Origin of the sequence: Paenibacillus sp. S150, from assembly GCF_019352175.1 — a bacterium.
Classification (GTDB): domain Bacteria; phylum Bacillota; class Bacilli; order Paenibacillales; family Paenibacillaceae; genus Paenibacillus_AQ.
Genome location: NZ_JACBYI010000040.1, coordinates 24,014 through 42,318, shown reverse-complemented (window position 1 = coordinate 42,318; position 18,305 = coordinate 24,014). Strand labels below are relative to the sequence as shown.

The following is an 18,305-nucleotide window of genomic DNA, read 5'->3' as shown; positions in this document are numbered from 1 at the left end:
GCCTGCGTAGGAACGGCGCGGATTCTTCGGGAGAAATCGTCGCAACATAATTTTTTCAGGAGGTGTATACAATTGGCAAATGCAAAAGTAATCCAAGCTAAACAGGATGCGGTTGATGTTGTTACCGGAAAGCTGCAGAACAGTGTCTCTACTGTTGTTGCGGACTACCGCGGATTGAATGTTGCCCAAGTGACTGAACTGCGCAAGCAGCTTCGTGAAGCTGGCGTTGATTTTCAAGTCCTGAAGAACACATTGGTTCGTCGCGCAACGGCTGCGGCTGAGCTGACTGAACTCGATGCAGTTCTGACTGGTCCTACAGCGGTCGCTTTCAGCGAAAAAGACGCAGTGGTGGCAGCTAAGATTCTGAACGATTTCGCTAAAAAGAACGAAGCTCTTAAACTTAAGGGTGGCGTTGTAGAAGGCCGCGTTATTGATGCGGACCAACTGAAAGCACTGGCAGAGCTTCCTTCCCGCGAAGGTTTGCTGTCCATGCTGCTTAGCGTGCTTCAAGCTCCAATGCGCAACTTCGCGCTTGCAGTTAAAGCTGTTGCTGACAAGGAAGAACAAAGCGCGTAAGCCTTTGCTTCCAGCATCATAATCATTACCATAAACCAAATTTAATTATAAAATGGAGGTTCAATCATGAGCAAAGAAACAATTTTGGAAGAAATTAAAGGCATGAGCGTATTGGAACTGAACGACCTGGTTAAAGCAATCGAAGAAGAATTCGGCGTAACTGCAGCAGCTCCAGTAGCTGTTGGCGGCGCAGTGGCAGCAGTAGAAGAAGAACAATCCGAATTCGACGTAATTTTGACAGGCGCTGGCGCTTCCAAAATTAACGTTATCAAGATCGTTCGCGAAATCACAGGCCTGGGCCTGAAAGAAGCTAAAGATCTCGTAGACAACGCACCAAAAGCAATCAAAGAAAAAGTAGGCAAAGAAGAAGCCGATGCTACCAAAGCAAAATTGGAAGAAGCAGGCGCAGCTGTAGAAGTGAAGTAATATAAGCATTAAGCTTTTGCCCCGGGGTTAAGTCTTAACTTAATCCCGGTTACAGCGACCCCCTTGAACTTGTTCAAGGGGGTCGCTGTATAAGCTGTATCTTGCTAGAAAGATCGAAAGTGAAAGGGAGGATTATATGTCGCAGCATTACTACTCACAGCAGCCGGAGGCACGTCATGACAGACGTACCATTGAGACGGTGCTGAGGGGAAAAAGCCTCCGCTTTACCAGCGACGCCGGTGTCTTTTCCAAAGGAGACATTGATTACGGCAGCCGTGTGCTGATCGAAGCTATGGATATTCCGGATGGATCGTCCGTACTTGATGTGGGTTGTGGCTATGGCCCCATTGGGATTAGTGCAGCCTATCTGGCGCCCAAAGGGCATGTCACTATGATTGATATCAACGGCCGTGCCGCCCAGCTTGCCCGTGAGAATGCCCGGAATAATGGGATTGTTAATGTAACAGTAATGGAGAGTGATGTGCTCTCCGCAGTAAAAGGACAGAAATTCGATGTGATTGTAACAAATCCTCCGATCCGTGCCGGCAAGGCTGTGGTCCATCAAATTTTTGAAGAGGCGTATGAGCATCTGTATGAAGGTGGAACACTGTGGATTGTTATTCAGAAGAAACAGGGGGCGCCATCAGCGGCGGCCAAGCTGGAGAGCTTGTTTCCGGTTGTAGAAGAAGCGGGGAAAGACAAAGGCTATCGAATAATCAGAGCGCAAAAATAAAATATATAACTTGTTGACTTGTAATGTCGATAGTGTTATTATTATAAAATGTCAGTATTAAGCTAGGCTCCATGTCTTTAGTTTGCTGAAATGTCAAGTAATATATTGTCGCCCGGCAAGCGCGTGCCGTACGGCAAGTTTTTGCGAATTTAGTTCTCTATGTTCCTGTCACGGCGCAGGTCGCCGGGGCAATAGATAATAGCGCATAAACTGTTGCTTGGTGACGTATAATACCTACGTTTTAGGCAAATCTACGGATAAGGAGTATTTTGGCCGTGGAAAGATGCGCTCTTTTTTCGAAGATTTCGATAAGGGCTTTTCTTTATTTATGGCTGAATCCTTGTGTTATGGTTCCATTATACGGGTCCAAACAAGGGTTCGCAATCAAATTTTTAAGTGAGTAGACATGAGGGGTGAGTAAAGTTGGCAGGACATCTTGTTCAGTATGGTCGACGCACTCGGCGGAGCTATGCGAGAATTAAAGAGGTACTCGAGGTCCCTAACCTGATCGAGATCCAACAAAAATCGTATGACTGGTTTTTGGAGGAAGGCTTGCGTGAAATGTTTCAGGACATCTCGCCAATCCAGGATTTCACAGGCAATTTGGTGCTTGAGTTCATTGATTACAGCCTAGGCGAACCGAAGTATACGGTTGACGACGCTAAAGAGCGGGACGTGACATATGCGGCTCCTCTGCGTGTGAAGGTGCGGCTCATCAATAAGGAGACCGGTGAGGTCAAAGAGCAGGAAGTGTTCATGGGAGATTTCCCGCTGATGACGGAGACCGGCACTTTTATTATCAATGGTGCGGAACGGGTTATTGTCAGCCAGTTGGTTCGCTCTCCAAGCGTCTATTTCAGCACAAAGGTAGATAAGAACGGCAAAAAAACTTACACCGCCACAGTAATTCCAAACCGCGGAGCCTGGCTTGAATTGGAAACCGACGCTAAGGACATCATGTATGTCCGTATCGACCGGACACGTAAGATTCCAGTAACGGTGCTTCTGCGTGCTCTCGGCTTCGGAAGCGATGCTGAAATCCTGGAATTGCTTGGAAATGATGAATATATTCGCAATACGCTGGATAAAGATAACACGGATTCCACAGAGAAGGCGCTTATTGAAATCTACGAGCGTCTGCGTCCGGGCGAACCGCCGACACTGGATAACGCCAAGAGCCTCTTGGTGGCGCGTTTCTTCGATCCAAAGCGCTACGACTTGGCCAATGTAGGCCGTTACAAGATCAACAAGAAGCTTCACATTAAGAACCGTCTGTTCAATCAACGTCTGGCACAGCCTTTGGTTGATGAGTCCACAGGGGAAATTCTGGCGGAATCCGGACAAATGGTTGACCGCAGGCTTCTTGATGAGCTGATTCCTTATTTTGAGAAGGATGTTGCTGCCAAGAACTACCGCGTAACCGGCGGAGTGCTGGACAGTGAAGATATTCCGCTGCAAACGATCGATGTGTTCTCGCCGATCGAGGAAGGCCGGGTTATCAAGCTGATTGCCAATGGCAACATCGACAAATCCGTTAAGCATATCACCCAGGCTGATATTATATCCTCAATCAGCTACTTTATTAATTTGCTGCACGGTATCGGCAATACAGATGACATTGACCACTTGGGCAACCGCCGTCTGCGTTCCGTAGGTGAATTGCTGCAGAACCAATTCCGTATCGGGCTGTCCCGTATGGAGCGCGTAGTGCGTGAGAGAATGTCGATTCAGGATGCGAATGCGATCACACCGCAGGCTCTGATTAATATTCGCCCGGTCATCGCGTCCATCAAAGAGTTCTTCGGCAGCTCCCAGCTGTCGCAGTTTATGGATCAGACGAATCCGCTTGCCGAACTTACGCACAAACGCCGTCTGTCTGCACTCGGACCCGGCGGTCTGACTCGTGAACGCGCGGGCTTTGAGGTCCGCGACGTCCATCACAGTCACTACGGCCGGATGTGCCCGATTGAAACGCCGGAAGGTCCGAACATTGGCTTGATCAACTCCTTGTCCACCTTTGCCCGCATCAATGAATACGGCTTTATTGAAGCTCCGTACCGTTGGGTGGATCCGAAGACCGGCAAGGTAACTGAACATATCGATTATCTGACCGCCGACGAAGAAGACAACTATGTAGTTGCACAGGCAAATGTTCAGATTGATGAGGATGGCACCTTTAAGGAAGACATGGTTATCGTCCGCTACAACAAAGATTCTGACAACATTACCACCATGCCTAGTAACCGTGTTGACTATATGGATGTTTCGCCGAAGCAGGTTGTATCTGTCGCCACGGCGCTCATTCCGTTCCTGGAGAACGATGACTCCAACCGCGCGCTGATGGGATCGAACATGCAGCGTCAAGCCGTTCCGCTTCTGATTCCGAAGGCTCCGCTGGTGGGGACAGGGATGGAACATAAGTCTGCGAAGGACTCAGGCGTATGTATTGTCTCCAAGTACGATGGTATTATTGAACGCTCCTCTGCCAATGAAATCTGGCTGCGCCGTGTTGAGACAGTCGATGGCAAAGAAGTTAAAGGTGATATCGTTAAATATAAATTACACAAATTCATGCGTTCGAACCAAGGTACCTGCATTAATCAACGTCCGCTGGCTAAAAGAGGCGACATTGTGAAAAAGGGTGACATTCTTGCAGACGGCCCTTCCACAGAAATGGGCGAATTGGCCCTGGGCCGCAACGTAGTCGTTGCGTTCATGACCTGGGAAGGTTACAACTACGAGGATGCGATCCTGCTGAGTGAAAAGCTGGTTAAGGAAGATGTATACACTTCGATTCATATCGAGGAATACGAATCCGAGGCTCGTGACACGAAGCTGGGACCTGAAGAAATTACGCGTGACATTCCGAATGTCGGCGAAGAAGCGCTGCGCAATCTCGACGAGCGCGGCATCATCCGTATTGGTGCCGAAATCAATGCCGGCGACATTCTTGTCGGCAAAGTTACTCCGAAGGGTGTAACCGAGCTGACTGCCGAAGAACGTTTGCTCCATGCGATCTTCGGAGAGAAGGCACGCGAAGTTCGGGATACCTCCTTGCGTGTGCCTCACGGTAGTGATGGTATTATTGTTGACGTCAAAGTCTTTACACGCGAGAACGGCGATGAACTGCCTCCGGGTGTTAATCAGCTGGTTCGTGTCTACATCGCTCAGAAACGTAAGATCTCTGAGGGGGACAAGATGGCCGGACGTCACGGTAACAAGGGTGTCGTTGCCCGCATCCTGCCTGAAGAAGATATGCCGTTCCTGCCTGATGGTACACCGGTACAGGTCGTACTTAACCCGCTGGGCGTTCCATCCCGTATGAACATTGGACAGGTGCTGGAAGTTCATATTGGTATGGCTGCACTTCGTCTGGGTATTCACGTGGCTACTCCGGTATTTGACGGGGCGCGTGAGTATGATGTCTTCGATACGATGGAAGAAGCCGGCATGCAGCGCAATGGTAAGACTGTGCTGTACGACGGCCGTACAGGCGAACGCTTTGAGCGTGAAGTAACTGTAGGTGTCATGCACATGATCAAATTGGCGCATATGGTGGATGATAAAATCCATGCCCGCTCCACTGGTCCCTACTCGCTCGTTACCCAGCAGCCGCTCGGCGGTAAAGCGCAATTTGGCGGACAGCGTTTCGGGGAGATGGAAGTATGGGCGCTTGAAGCTTATGGCGCTGCCTATACACTGCAAGAAATTTTGACGGTGAAATCCGATGACGTGGTTGGCCGCGTGAAGACGTATGAGTCCATTGTCAAAGGTGAGAACTTGCCGGAACCTGGTGTGCCTGAAGCGTTCAAGGTATTAATCAAGGAACTGCAATCGCTTGGCATGGATGTTAAGATCCTCAGCGGTGATGAGCAGGAGATTGAGATGAAGGAACTGGACGATGAGGACGAGACGTCAGGCGACAAGCTGAGCCTTAACTTGGAAGGCGCGGAAGTCGGAATAGAGTAGTTTTAGCAAAACAATCAATTTCATCTACAAGAACCGTGCCCTCTGTTGGCTTAACCGTCAAGAGAGGGCCTATGCGGTACTAAATTAGGATATAGATTAAGGAGGGTTGCTCCTTGTTGGACATTAACAGCTTTGAATTTATGAAAATCGGGCTTGCTTCTCCGGAAAAAATTCGCTCTTGGTCCCGCGGAGAAGTTAAAAAACCGGAAACCATTAACTATCGTACCTTGAAGCCGGAAAAAGAAGGTCTTTTCTGCGAACGCATTTTCGGACCGCAAAAAGACTGGGAGTGCCACTGCGGCAAATACAAACGTGTACGTTATAAAGGCGTTGTATGTGACCGTTGCGGCGTTGAAGTTACACGCGCCAAGGTTCGCCGTGAACGGATGGGTCACATCGAATTGGCAGCACCGGTTTCTCATATCTGGTATTTCAAAGGGATTCCCAGCCGCATGGGTCTGGCACTCGATATGTCCCCAAGATCCCTTGAAGAGATCATCTACTTTGCATCTTATGTTGTGACCGATCCAGGTGAAACACCGCTGGAGAAGAAACAGCTGCTGTCCGAGAAAGAATACCGCAGCTACCGTGAAAAGTATGGCTACGGCTTCCAGGCCGGTATGGGTGCTGAGGCGGTTAAGAAGCTTCTTCAGGATATCGATATCGATAAAGAGCTGGAATTCCTCAAAGAAGAGCTGCGCACGGCTCAAGGCCAGCGCCGCAACCGGGCGATCAAACGTCTGGAAGTCATTGAGGCTTTCCGCAACTCCGGCAATAAGCCTGATTGGATGATCATGGATGTGCTCCCGGTTATTCCTCCAGAGCTTCGTCCAATGGTTCAGCTTGATGGCGGACGTTTTGCCACTTCCGACCTTAATGATCTGTACCGCCGTGTTATTAACCGGAACAACCGTCTTAAGAGACTGCTGGATCTCGGCGCTCCTGATATTATCGTGCAGAATGAAAAACGTATGCTTCAAGAGGCTGTGGATGCCTTGATCGACAATGGCCGCCGCGGCCGTCCTGTTACAGGTCCCGGTAACCGTCCGCTCAAATCGCTCAGCCACATGCTCAAAGGTAAACAGGGACGTTTCCGCCAGAACCTGCTCGGCAAACGTGTTGACTATTCCGGCCGTTCCGTTATCGTCGTAGGTCCGTATCTGAAGATGTACCAATGCGGCCTGCCTAAGAAAATGGCGCTCGAATTGTTTAAGCCTTTCGTAATGAAAGAACTAGTTAACAAGGGACTTGCCCATAACATCAAGAGTGCAAAACGCAAGGTTGAACGCGTAAGCCCGGAAGTATGGGATGTACTTGAAGATGTCATTAAGGAGCATCCGGTTCTATTGAACCGCGCACCTACGCTTCACAGACTTGGGATTCAGGCGTTCGAGCCGATCCTGGTGGAAGGTCATGCGATCCGTCTTCATCCGCTCGTATGTACGGCTTATAATGCCGACTTTGACGGTGACCAGATGGCGGTGCACGTTCCATTGTCCGCAGAAGCTCAGGCTGAAGCACGTATTCTGATGCTGGCATCCGGCAACATCCTGAACCCTAAGGACGGCAAACCGGTAGTTACCCCTTCCCAGGATATGGTCCTTGGTACTTTCTACTTGACCATGGACAACAAGGAAGAAAAGGGAACCGGCATGATTCTGCGCACCGTGAATGAAGCTGTTTCAGCTTACCAGCGGGGTACCGCAGGTCTGCATGCACGCGTGGCTATTCCGGCCAAGGCTCTTGGCAAAACATGCTTCACAGAAGCCCAGCAGAATGCAATGCTGGTTACAACTATCGGTAAGATTATCTTCAATGAAATCTATCCGAGCAGCTTCCCGTATATCAACGAAGCAACCAAAGCAAATTTGCTGCAAGGCACACCCGAGAAATATTTCATCTATGAAAAAGGCGCGGATATCCGCGAATTGCTCATGGATCTGCCGGACGCCAGTGCTGTAGGCAAGGAGTATTTAGGTCTGATCATTGCCCGTTGCTTTGAAATTTATCATACAACCCAAACATCTATGATTCTCGATAAAATCAAGCAGCTCGGTTTCACGTACTCCACCCGTTCCGGTGTAACTGTAGCCGTATCGGATGTTATTGTACCTGAAGAAAAAGCAACCATCCTTAAAGATTCGGAAGCCAAGGTTGATGTGGTTGCGAACCAATACCGCCGCGGTCTGATTACCAACGATGAGCGTTATGACCGTGTCATTGAAATCTGGTCGAAGACAAAGGATGATCTGACGAATATCCTGCTGAAGTCGATGGACCGTTTCAACTCCATTATGCTCATGGTTGATTCCAAAGCACGCGGTAATAAATCGCAGATTACTCAGCTGGGTGGTATGCGTGGTCTGATGGCCACACCTTCCGGCCGCATTTTCGAATTGCCAATCAAGGCGAATTTCCGTGAAGGCTTAACAGTCCTCGAGTACTTTATCTCCACTCACGGAGCGCGTAAAGGTCTGGCTGATACAGCGCTGCGTACAGCGGATTCGGGTTACCTGACCCGCCGTCTCGTTGACGTGGCACAGGATGTTATCGTGCGTGAAGAGGATTGCGGTACCGACAAGGGCTTCACTGTCAGCCGTATTCAGGATGGTAAGGAAGTTATCGAGGATCTGTATGACCGCATTGAAGGCCGGTACTCCTTTGAAACCGTCCGTCATCCGGAAACGAAGGAAATCATCGTTAACCGCAACGATCTGATTGACTCCGACAAGGCTGAGGAAATTGTCAATGCAGGTGTAACTAAGCTGCAAATTCGTTCCGTACTGAGCTGCCGTGCCCGTCACGGGGTTTGCAAAAAATGCTACGGACGCAATTTGGCAACAGGCAAGCATGTGGATATCGGTGAAGCTGTAGGGATTATCGCCGCTCAATCCATCGGTGAGCCGGGAACCCAGCTTACCATGCGCACATTCCATACCGGCGGTGTTGCCGGTGATGATATCACGCAGGGTTTGCCGCGTATTCAAGAGCTGTTTGAAGCCCGTAACCCTAAAGGACAGGCGACAATCAGTGAAATTGACGGGGTAATCAAGGAAATCCGTGAAACCAAGGACCGCCGTGAAATCGAGGTTCAAGGTGAAGCCGAATCCAAGACCTACTCCATTACCTATGGATCACGTCTGCGTGTCAGCGAAGGCCAGGAAATTGAGGCTGGCGATGAACTGACAGACGGTTCGATTGACCCCAAAGAAATGCTGCGCATCAAAGGGATCCGCGGGGTACAGAACTACATTCTGCAGGAAGTGCAGCGTGTATACCGTAACCAAGGCGTTGAAATCAATGATAAGCACATTGAGGTCATGATCAAACAGATGCTGCGCAAAATCCGTATTATCGAAGCCGGTGATACGAATCTGTTGCCGGGTGCTTTTTCGGACATTCATGAATATGAATCTGCCAACAAGGAAGCTATTCTGTCCGGTAAAGAGCCGGCAGTTGCCAAACCGGTACTGCTGGGGATCACCAAAGCATCGCTTGAAACAGACTCCTTCTTGTCTGCGGCTTCTTTCCAGGAAACGACTCGTGTCCTGACAGACGCTGCAATCAAAGGGAAAGTGGATAAGCTTCTCGGCCTGAAAGAAAACGTTCTGATTGGTAAGCTGATTCCTGCAGGTACGGGGATGAACCGTTACCGCAATGTCAAGCTGAGCGATCCGAATGAGGAAAGCAAGCTGGAAGATTTGGAGACTGTTCCTGCTGAATAGTTGAATAACCACTGTAGGCGGTTTACGCGTCATGGTCCTTTATAAGATCATGACGCGGCTGTCCTGCTGTGAATATCAATAAAATCATTGCCGATTTTCTTGACATCATCTGACGATAATGCTAATATATCTAAGGTGCGTGAGCCGCCTTGTTATTCTTGTTCATTGGAGGTAATGTTTTTATTATGACTGATGATATGGGACTACAGGATGCTCAGGTCAAGATCGGTACCAAACAAACCGTCAAGGCGGTAGAGTTGGGCCACGCCGCAGAAGTCTATGTGGCGGAGGACGGAGATCAACGGCTTACTTCCAGAATTGTTATGCTTTGCAACAAACAAGGCGTGAAGATCACTTATGTGGATACCATGCTGAATTTGGGCAAGGCCTGCGGTATAGAAGTTGGTGCTGCTATGGCAGCCGTCTTAAAACAATAGCAAGGAAATTGTTTTTGTACCGGGGTAACTCTGGGAACAAAGACTTTTCATTTGTCTTTTTATGAACCGCCTGGGTCTGTGGACTTAAAGTTCGTGAAGGGATTATCATTTCAGGAAGGGGGTGGCACAACATGCCAACTATTAATCAACTGGTTCGTAAAGGCCGTCAAGCCAAAATCGAAAAGTCCAAATCTCCCGCTCTGCAAAAGGGGTTCAACGCCCTGAAGCGTGAGGCTACAAACTTGAGCGCTCCGCAGAAACGCGGTGTATGCACTCGTGTAGGCACAATGACTCCACGTAAACCAAACTCCGCACTTCGTAAGTACGCCCGTGTTCGTTTGACGAACCGTCTTGAGGTGACTGCTTACATTCCGGGGATCGGACATAACCTTCAAGAGCACAGCGTAGTATTGCTGCGCGGAGGTAAAGTTAAGGACCTTGCAGGAGTTCGTTACCACATCGTACGCGGCGCTCTGGATACAGCAGGTGTAGCTAACCGGATGCAAGCTCGTTCCAAGTATGGTGCGAAACGTCCTAAGGCTAAGAAATAAGAATGTAATAGCTGAATAATATACATTTAAGAAAGGGGGATATCCATGCCACGCAAAGGTCCAGTTACTAAGAGAGATGTATTGCCAGATCCATTGTATAATAGCAAGTTGGTTACTCGTTTGATCAACCGCATTATGCTGGGTGGTAAAAGAGGTGTCGCTCAAAGCATTCTGTACAATTCGTTTAAATTGATTCAAGAACGTACGGGCAAAGATCCGATGGAAGTTTTCGAAGCAGCCATCAAGAATATTATGCCGGTATTGGAAGTGAAAGCTCGCCGTGTCGGCGGTGCTAACTACCAAGTGCCTATCGAGGTTAAGCCCGAGAGACGTACTGCTCTGGGATTACGTTGGCTCGTGAACTACTCACGCAACCGCGGTGAGAAGACTATGGAAGAGCGTTTGGCGGCTGAGATCATCGATGCTTCCAACAACACAGGCGCTTCCGTTAAGAAACGCGAAGACACGCACAAAATGGCTGAAGCGAACAAAGCGTTTGCTCACTACCGCTGGTAGGATCGAAAGCCGTTCAAATAACTTATATTTTGAAGGGAGACCCATTTCATGGCAAGAGAGTTCTCCTTGAAAAATACACGCAATATCGGGATCATGGCACATATTGATGCTGGCAAGACTACCACCACAGAGCGGATTCTATTCTACACAGGCCGTACGCACAAAATCGGTGAAGTTCACGAAGGCGCTGCTACAATGGACTGGATGGAACAAGAACAAGAGCGCGGAATTACGATTACTTCCGCGGCAACAACTGCTGCATGGAAAGGTCACCGCATCAATATCATTGATACTCCGGGACACGTTGACTTCACTGTTGAAGTTGAACGTTCCCTTCGTGTATTGGATGGGGCAGTTGGCGTTTTCAGTGCGAAAGAGGGCGTTGAGCCTCAGTCTGAAACTGTATGGAGACAGGCTGACCGATATGGCGTTCCCCGTATCGCATATGTGAACAAAATGGATATCATCGGCGCGGATTTCCTTAACGTTGTAGAGAGCATGCGTGATCGCTTGCAAGCCAATGCAGTTGCAATTCAACTGCCAATTGGCGCCGAAAACGACTTTGTTGGTATTATCGACCTGGTTGAGCAAAAAGCTCACATCTTCAGGGATGACCTGGGCCAAAACATCGAAGTTACGGAAATTCCGGCTGAGTATCTGGAGCAGGTTGAGGAGCGCCGTCTTGAACTGATCGAGAAGGTTGCTGAACTTGACGAAGATCTGACCATGAAGTACCTGGAAGGCGAAGAAATTACTGTTGATGAGATCAAAGCGGCATTGCGCAAAGGCGTATGCGACGTTAAGATCTTCCCTGTAATTGTCGGATCCTCCTACCGCAACAAAGGTGTTCAGCTGATGATGGACGCTGTTGTAGATTACTTGCCATCCCCTCTGGATGTACCTGCTATTCAAGGCCATCTGGATGATGGTTCTGAAGCGGTTCGCCACTCTTCGGATGAAGAGCCGTTCTCAGCACTGGCATTTAAAATCATGACAGACCCTTATGTTGGTAAGCTTACGTTCTTCCGCGTATACTCCGGTGTCCTGGAATCCGGTTCTTATGTAGTTAATGCTACCAAGAACAAACGTGAGCGCATCGGCCGTATCCTGCAGATGCATGCGAACAGCCGCCAAGAAATCTCCATCGTATATGCTGGTGATATCGCGGCAGCCGTTGGCCTGAAGGACACTAGTACCGGTGATACACTTTGCGATGAGAAGCATCCGGTTATTCTGGAATCCATGAACTTTCCTGATCCGGTTATCGAAATCGCAGTTGAACCAAAAACCAAAGCTGACCAGGATAAATTGGGCGTTGCTCTCGGTAAGCTGACTGAAGAGGACCCGACTCTTCGTGCACATACTGATGAAGAAACTGGCCAAACCATCCTGGCAGGTATGGGCGAGCTTCACCTTGATATTATCATCGACCGCATGCGCCGCGAATTCAAAGTAGAAACCAACGTGGGTAAACCACAGGTAGCTTACCGCGAAACCTTCAAAGCACCAGCACGCGTCGAAGGTAAATTTGTTCGCCAGTCCGGCGGACGCGGTCAGTATGGTCACGTATGGGTTGAATTTGAACCTCTCGAGCCGGGTACTGGCAGCAAGTTCGAAAGTAAGGTTGTCGGTGGTTCTGTACCTAGAGAATATATCGCTCCTGCACTTGCCGGTATTGAAGAGCAAATGAAGAACGGCGTTCTTGCAGGCTTCCCGCTTGTAGACGTCAAGGCTACCATCGTAGATGGTTCTTATCATGATGTCGACTCCAACGAAATGGCATTCAAAATTGCCGGCTCGATGGCGCTCAAAGCAGCCAAAGACAAGTGTAAGCCTGTCTTGCTTGAGCCAATCATGAAAGTGGAAGTAACTGTTCCTGAGGAATACATGGGCGATGTTATGGGTATGCTGAACTCCCGTCGCGGTAGAATCGAAGGTATGGATTCCCGTGGTGGAGCGCAAATTATCCGTGCAAAGGTACCTCTTTCCGAAATGTTCGGCTACTCTACAACGCTCCGTTCCGGTACTCAAGGACGCGGTGTATTCTCAATGGAGCTTTCTCACTATGAAGAAGTTCCTAAATCCATTGCAGAAGAGATCGTTTCCAAGAACAAGGGCGGAGAATAGTTACCATTTTTAACTTGCCGTCCGGATATTATTACTCAGTCATCTAAGAATTGCATGTAGGCGGGCGGCTCAAATATAAGGAACCCCACAATAAGGAGGAACTGTTCAAATGGCAAAGGCAAAGTTTGAACGTAACAAACCACACGTTAACATCGGTACTATTGGTCACGTCGACCATGGTAAAACGACTCTGACTGCTGCAATCACTACTGTATTGTCCAAAAAATACGGTGGCGCTGCTGTAGCATTCGACCAAATCGACAAAGCTCCTGAAGAACGCGAACGTGGTATCACCATTTCCACAGCTCACGTTGAATATGAAACTCCTAACCGTCACTACGCTCACGTAGACTGCCCTGGACACGCCGACTATGTTAAAAACATGATCACTGGCGCAGCGCAGATGGACGGAGCAATCCTGGTTGTATCCGCAGCTGACGGCCCTATGCCACAGACTCGTGAACACATCCTGTTGTCCCGCCAAGTAGGCGTTCCGTACATCGTCGTATTCCTGAACAAATGTGACATGGTTGAAGACGAAGAGCTTCTGGAACTGGTTGAAATGGAAGTTCGCGATTTGCTGAACGAATACGAATTCCCAGGTGACGATACTCCAATCATCCGTGGTTCCGCTCGTGAAGCACTGCAAAATCCTGAAGGCGAATATGCGCAAAAGATCGTTGAAATGTTCGAAACGATCGACACATACATTCCGCTTCCAGAACGCGATACTGACAAGCCTTTCTTGATGCCTGTCGAAGACGTATTCTCCATCACAGGCCGCGGTACCGTGGCAACTGGCCGTGTAGAACGCGGAACAGTTAAAGTCGGCGAAGAAATCGAGATCGTTGGTATTCACGAAGAAACTAGAAAATCCGTAGTAACAGGCGTTGAAATGTTCCGTAAATTGCTGGATTCCGCTCAAGCTGGCGATAACATCGGCGCACTCTTGCGCGGGGTTGACCGTAACATGATCGAGCGTGGTCAAGTAATTGCGAAGCCAAACTCCGTTAAGCCTCACACTGAGTTCACTGCCCAGATCTACGTTCTGACTAAAGAAGAAGGCGGACGTCACAAACCATTCTTCACAGGTTACCGTCCACAGTTCTACTTCCGTACAACTGACGTAACTGGCATCATCAACCTGCCAGAAGGTACTGAAATGGTTATGCCCGGTGACAACATCACTGTAACCGTACAACTGATCTCCCCAATCGCTATTGAAGAAGGTACTAAATTCTCCATTCGCGAAGGTGGCCGTACAGTTGGAGCCGGTACTGTAGCTTCCATCCAAAAATAATTTGGCTCTATCCCATAGGATAGATCTGAGTATAAGGGGCAGGGATTCTTCTAACGAAGGTTCCCTGCTTTTTTGTACAAAAAACTCCGCCTTCAAATAGTTTGAAAGCGGAGCTGAATTCCTATTCTATATTTCCATCGAGTACTGCGGAGGTTGCAGAAAGTGGGAGTGCATGCCGGCTGCGGCGCAAAGCATTTCTTTCTCTTTTAAGAGCAAAATTGCCCTCTCTATAATAGAAAGAAAACACCGTATGAATAAATCATGCGTTGTTTTTGCATTTTTGCTTGCAATGTTCCCGCCTATTATATATAATAATAAATGTTGTTCTGAGACGTTGCGATGATGTGAGAGGTTACTGACACACCCGGCCCCTTTGCCATGAGGTCGACGTCAGAAAATTTTCACGGAGTATGTCCGATAATAAATTGGGCGATAGAAGGAGGGACTAAAATGGCAAAGCAAAAAATTCGTATCCGCTTGAAAGCATACGACCACAGAATTCTTGATCAATCCGCAGAGAAAATCGTTGAAACAGCAAAACGTTCGGGTGCTGGTGTATCCGGGCCGATTCCGTTGCCAACCGAGAAGCAAATCATTACCATTCTCCGTGCGGTACACAAGTACAAGGATTCCCGTGAACAGTTTGAAATGCGTACTCACAAACGTCTGATCGACATTGTGAATCCAACACCACAAACTGTGGATGCCTTGATGCGCTTGGATCTACCGTCCGGTGTAGATATCGAAATCAAATTGTAATATTACCATTAAGCAACTAGGAAAAGAAAAGAGGTGTCAACATTGAAAGGTATCTTGGGAAAAAAACTCGGTATGACTCAAGTGTTTACTCCAGAAGGCAATGTAATTGCCGTTTCGGTTATCGAAGCTGGACCTTGTGTGGTACTGCAAAAGAAAGACCTGAATATCGACGGATATGAAGCAGTGCAGTTGGGCTTTTCCGACAAAAAGGAAAGTCGTTCCAACAAGCCTGAACAGGGTCACGCCAAAAAGGCAAATGCAACACCTAAGCGCTACGTTCGTGAAATTCGCGGTGTTGACCTCGGGACACTCGAGGTTGGGCAAGAACTGAAGGCTGATATCTTCACAGAAGGCGAATTTGTTGACGTAACTGGCACATCTAAAGGTAAAGGTTTCCAAGGTGTTATCAAGCGTTGGGGACAAAGCCGCGGACCAATGGCTCACGGATCGCGCTACCACAGAAGACCGGGCTCCATGGGTTCCATTCAAGCTAACCGTGTTCCTAAGGGCAAACGCCTGCCGGGACATATGGGTCACACGACTGTAACGGTTCAAAAGCTTGAAATCATCAGAGTAGACGTAGAACGTAACGTATTGCTGGTTAAAGGCGCTATTCCAGGACCTAAGAACAGCTTCGTGAAAGTTAAAGAAACGGTTAAGAAATAATTACTGGAGAAAGGAGGAACATGAAATGCCAAAAGTAACACTTTTTAATATCAGTGGCAACGAGGTTGGCGAAGTTGAACTGAGCGATTCAGTATTCGGTATTGAACCGAACGTGCATGTGCTGCACGAAGCTGCGCTTATGCAGAGAGCTTCCCTGCGCCGTGGAACACACAAAGTAAAAGGACGTTCTGAAGTGCGTGGCGGCGGACGTAAGCCTTGGAAACAAAAAGGTACAGGCCGTGCTCGTCAAGGCTCCATTCGTTCTCCGCAATGGAAGGGCGGCGGCGTTGTCTTCGGACCAACACCACGAAGCTATTCCTGGAAATTGCCTAAGAAGGTTCGCCGTTTGGCCATCAAATCCGCGTTGTCCTCAAAAGTTATCGAGAATGACATTATCGTATTGGATAGCCTGAGCATGAATGCACCGAAGACGAAGGAATTCGCGGCAATCCTGAACAACCTGAAAGTGGGCAGCAAAGCTCTGATCGTAGCTCCTAGCTATGACGACAATGTGGCTCTTTCCGCTCGTAACATCCCTGGGGTGAAGTTCGTAGCGGCTGACGGCATCAATGTTCTTGACGTACTGACGTACGACAAACTGATCATCACTAAAGAAGCAGTTCTGAAGGTAGAGGAGGTGTTCGCGTAATGAAAGATCCTCGTGATATTATCAAACGTCCGGTGATTACGGAACGCACATCCGAATACATGAGCGAATTGAAATACGCTTTTGAAGTGGATATCCGTGCTAACAAGACCGAAATCAAAAAAGCTGTCGAGGCTATTTTCAAAGTAAAAGTAGTTAGTGTGAACACAATGCGCGTACCTGGCAAATTGAAACGTTATGGCAAATATTCCGGTTATACTCCGGAATGGAAAAAAGCCATCGTAAAACTTAGTCCGGACAGCAAGCCGCTGGAATTCTTTGAAGCGGTAGAATAAAACTCTGTGAAGTAAGGAGGGAACTATAGTGCCAATCAAAAAGTACAAACCTACTTCTCCGGCAAGACGCGGCATGTCCGTGTCCACGTTTGAAGAAATTACAACAAACCAGCCTGAGAAATCGTTGCTTGCGCCGCTGAGCAAAAAAGCCGGCCGTAACAACCAAGGCAAAATTACGGTTCGTCACCATGGCGGCGGACACAAGCGTAAATACCGTATCATCGATTTCAAGCGGACTAAAGACGGCATACCAGGTAGCGTTGCTACGATCGAGTATGACCCGAACCGCACATCCAACATTGCTCTGATCCACTATGCCGATGGAGAAAAACGTTATATTATTGCTCCTAAAGGTCTTAAGGTTGGGGATAAAGTTGAGTCCGGACCTGCAGCCGACATCAAAATTGGCAACAGCCTTCCCCTGGAAAACATTCCGGTAGGTACAATTATCCACAACATCGAGTTGAAACCAGGTAAAGGCGGACAATTGGTTCGCGCAGCTGGTACAGAAGCTCAGTTGCTTGGTAAAGAAGAAAAATATGTATCCGTTCGTTTGAACTCCGGTGAAGTGCGCAGAATCCTCAGCGTGTGCCGCGCAACGATCGGTTCCGTAGGCAACGAAGATCATGAACTGATCAAAATCGGTAAAGCCGGACGCAGTCGCTGGCTTGGCCAACGTCCTGAAGTACGCGGTGTTGTAATGAACCCTAACGATCACCCGCACGGTGGTGGTGAAGGCCGCGCTCCAATCGGACGGAAATCGCCTATGTCTCCTTGGGGCAAGCCAACCCTTGGCTACAAAACGCGCAAGAAAAACAAGGCATCTGATAAATATATCGTTCGCCGCCGCACAAAATAAGACGCTTCTGGCAGTTTGCTTAGCGCGAAGCGTCAATTCGCGGTTTGAAGATTCGGATGAAGGGAGGATTCACACATGGGTCGCAGTTTAAAGAAGGGGCCGTTTATCGATGGCTACCTGCTGAAAAAAGTTGAGGATTTGAACGAGGCAGATAAGAAAGTTGTAGTTAAAACTTGGTCCCGTCGCTCAACCATTTTCCCTCAGTTTATCGGACATACGTTTGGTGTATATGACGGCCGCAAACACGTGCCAGTATACGTAACGGAAGATATGGTAGGCCACAAGTTGGGCGAGTTCGCGCCAACACGTACTTACAAAGGCCACGCGGGTGACGATAAGAAAACAAGAAGATAATTAAGGTCTTCGTTTGAGAGGAGGGAAAACAATGGAAGCAAAAGCACATGCAAGATCGGTGCGGATTTCCGCTCGCAAAGCGAAACTGGTTGTTGACTTGATTCGCGGCAAGCAAGTGGGGGAAGCAATTGCTATTCTTCGCCACACTCCAAAATCCGCTTCTCCGGTAGTTGAGAAGCTGCTTAACTCGGCGATTGCCAATGCGGAGCACAACTACTCTTTGGACGTGAACAGCTTGTTCGTTAGCGAAGTTTTCGTTAACCAGGGTCCTACAATGAAACGTTTCCGTCCGCGCGCCATGGGCCGCGCAAGCCGGATCAATAAACGTACCAGCCACATTACTTTGGTGGTATCTGAGAAATAAG

Annotated in this window: 17 protein-coding genes and 1 other annotated feature (1 of these 18 cut by a window edge); all 17 genes read left to right on the top strand. The window is 48.6% G+C overall.

From position 1 onward, the window contains the following. Window positions 1-6: a sequence feature (ribosomal protein L10 leader region), on the top strand; it begins 149 nt to the left of the window's first position. 66 nt (window positions 7-72) lie between these two features. The 17 genes from rplJ (at window position 73) to rplV (ending at window position 18,304) form a co-directional block, all read left to right on the top strand. Continuing rightward, complete coding sequence (gene rplJ / locus HYD27_RS25520) at window positions 73-576, top strand: 50S ribosomal protein L10 (protein WP_219219897.1); 504 nt, start codon at window positions 73-75, stop codon at window positions 574-576. A 66-nt stretch (window positions 577-642) separates the two neighbouring features. Then, entirely contained in the window at window positions 643-1,002 is a 360-nt protein-coding gene (gene rplL, locus HYD27_RS25515; protein WP_219219895.1) for a 50S ribosomal protein L7/L12, read from the top strand. 136 nt (window positions 1,003-1,138) lie between these two features. Beyond that, window positions 1,139-1,735, top strand: a complete 597-nt coding sequence (locus HYD27_RS25510) for a class I SAM-dependent methyltransferase (RefSeq protein ID WP_219219893.1) — start codon at window positions 1,139-1,141, stop codon at window positions 1,733-1,735. 423 nt (window positions 1,736-2,158) lie between these two features. Beyond that, window positions 2,159-5,704 (top strand): DNA-directed RNA polymerase subunit beta, encoded by a 3,546-nt coding sequence (gene rpoB / locus HYD27_RS25505; RefSeq protein ID WP_219219890.1) that lies wholly within the window; start codon window positions 2,159-2,161, stop codon window positions 5,702-5,704. 113 nt (window positions 5,705-5,817) lie between these two features. Next, a complete protein-coding gene (gene rpoC / locus HYD27_RS25500) occupies window positions 5,818-9,429 on the top strand; it encodes a DNA-directed RNA polymerase subunit beta' (protein WP_219219888.1) in 3,612 nt (1,203 codons plus the stop codon). 185 nt (window positions 9,430-9,614) lie between these two features. Beyond that, on the top strand, window positions 9,615-9,866 hold the full coding sequence (locus tag HYD27_RS25495) for a ribosomal L7Ae/L30e/S12e/Gadd45 family protein (protein WP_219219887.1): 252 nt from the start codon (window positions 9,615-9,617) through the stop codon (window positions 9,864-9,866). 131 nt (window positions 9,867-9,997) lie between these two features. Further along, window positions 9,998-10,417, top strand: coding sequence for a 30S ribosomal protein S12 (gene rpsL, locus HYD27_RS25490; RefSeq protein WP_020427075.1), 420 nt, complete (start codon window positions 9,998-10,000; stop codon window positions 10,415-10,417). A 45-nt stretch (window positions 10,418-10,462) separates the two neighbouring features. Next, window positions 10,463-10,933, top strand: coding sequence for a 30S ribosomal protein S7 (gene rpsG, locus HYD27_RS25485; RefSeq protein ID WP_036652908.1), 471 nt, complete (start codon window positions 10,463-10,465; stop codon window positions 10,931-10,933). A gap of 48 nt (window positions 10,934-10,981) precedes the next feature. Continuing rightward, window positions 10,982-13,060, top strand: a complete 2,079-nt coding sequence (gene fusA / locus HYD27_RS25480; RefSeq protein ID WP_219219884.1) for an elongation factor G — start codon at window positions 10,982-10,984, stop codon at window positions 13,058-13,060. A gap of 109 nt (window positions 13,061-13,169) precedes the next feature. Continuing rightward, entirely contained in the window at window positions 13,170-14,360 is a 1,191-nt protein-coding gene (tuf, locus tag HYD27_RS25475) for an elongation factor Tu (RefSeq protein ID WP_219219880.1), read from the top strand. Between the two features lie 450 nt (window positions 14,361-14,810). After that, on the top strand, window positions 14,811-15,119 hold the full coding sequence (rpsJ, locus tag HYD27_RS25470) for a 30S ribosomal protein S10 (RefSeq protein ID WP_005544556.1): 309 nt from the start codon (window positions 14,811-14,813) through the stop codon (window positions 15,117-15,119). 42 nt (window positions 15,120-15,161) lie between these two features. Continuing rightward, window positions 15,162-15,785 (top strand): 50S ribosomal protein L3, encoded by a 624-nt coding sequence (rplC, locus tag HYD27_RS25465; protein ID WP_219219878.1) that lies wholly within the window; start codon window positions 15,162-15,164, stop codon window positions 15,783-15,785. A 25-nt stretch (window positions 15,786-15,810) separates the two neighbouring features. Beyond that, a complete protein-coding gene (gene rplD, locus HYD27_RS25460; RefSeq protein ID WP_219219876.1) occupies window positions 15,811-16,434 on the top strand; it encodes a 50S ribosomal protein L4 in 624 nt (207 codons plus the stop codon). Beyond that, window positions 16,434-16,727 (top strand): 50S ribosomal protein L23, encoded by a 294-nt coding sequence (gene rplW / locus HYD27_RS25455; RefSeq protein ID WP_019908225.1) that lies wholly within the window; start codon window positions 16,434-16,436, stop codon window positions 16,725-16,727. Before rplD ends, rplW begins: the two co-directional genes overlap by 1 nt. Window positions 16,728-16,755: 28 nt before the next feature. Then, window positions 16,756-17,586 carry a 50S ribosomal protein L2 gene (gene rplB, locus HYD27_RS25450; protein WP_219219874.1) on the top strand — a complete coding sequence of 277 codons (831 nt, stop codon included), beginning with the start codon at window positions 16,756-16,758 and terminating at the stop codon, window positions 17,584-17,586. A 75-nt stretch (window positions 17,587-17,661) separates the two neighbouring features. Further along, on the top strand, window positions 17,662-17,940 hold the full coding sequence (rpsS, locus tag HYD27_RS25445; RefSeq protein ID WP_039298640.1) for a 30S ribosomal protein S19: 279 nt from the start codon (window positions 17,662-17,664) through the stop codon (window positions 17,938-17,940). Window positions 17,941-17,971: 31 nt separating this feature from the next. Continuing rightward, window positions 17,972-18,304: a 50S ribosomal protein L22 gene (gene rplV, locus HYD27_RS25440; RefSeq protein WP_036680546.1), complete on the top strand. Its 333-nt coding sequence runs from the start codon at window positions 17,972-17,974 to the stop codon at window positions 18,302-18,304. Window position 18,305: the final 1 nt, after the last annotated feature.

Coding starts and splice junctions, on each gene's coding strand:
- rplW (WP_019908225.1), top strand. CDS start 16,434: ATGAAAGATCCTCGTGATATTATCAAACGTCCGGTGATTACGGAACGC.
- rpsS (WP_039298640.1), top strand. CDS start 17,662: ATGGGTCGCAGTTTAAAGAAGGGGCCGTTTATCGATGGCTACCTGCTG.
- rpsG (WP_036652908.1), top strand. CDS start 10,463: ATGCCACGCAAAGGTCCAGTTACTAAGAGAGATGTATTGCCAGATCCA.
- tuf (WP_219219880.1), top strand. CDS start 13,170: ATGGCAAAGGCAAAGTTTGAACGTAACAAACCACACGTTAACATCGGT.
- rplV (WP_036680546.1), top strand. CDS start 17,972: ATGGAAGCAAAAGCACATGCAAGATCGGTGCGGATTTCCGCTCGCAAA.
- HYD27_RS25510 (WP_219219893.1), top strand. CDS start 1,139: ATGTCGCAGCATTACTACTCACAGCAGCCGGAGGCACGTCATGACAGA.
- rpsJ (WP_005544556.1), top strand. CDS start 14,811: ATGGCAAAGCAAAAAATTCGTATCCGCTTGAAAGCATACGACCACAGA.
- fusA (WP_219219884.1), top strand. CDS start 10,982: ATGGCAAGAGAGTTCTCCTTGAAAAATACACGCAATATCGGGATCATG.
- HYD27_RS25495 (WP_219219887.1), top strand. CDS start 9,615: ATGACTGATGATATGGGACTACAGGATGCTCAGGTCAAGATCGGTACC.
- rplD (WP_219219876.1), top strand. CDS start 15,811: ATGCCAAAAGTAACACTTTTTAATATCAGTGGCAACGAGGTTGGCGAA.
- rpsL (WP_020427075.1), top strand. CDS start 9,998: ATGCCAACTATTAATCAACTGGTTCGTAAAGGCCGTCAAGCCAAAATC.
- rplL (WP_219219895.1), top strand. CDS start 643: ATGAGCAAAGAAACAATTTTGGAAGAAATTAAAGGCATGAGCGTATTG.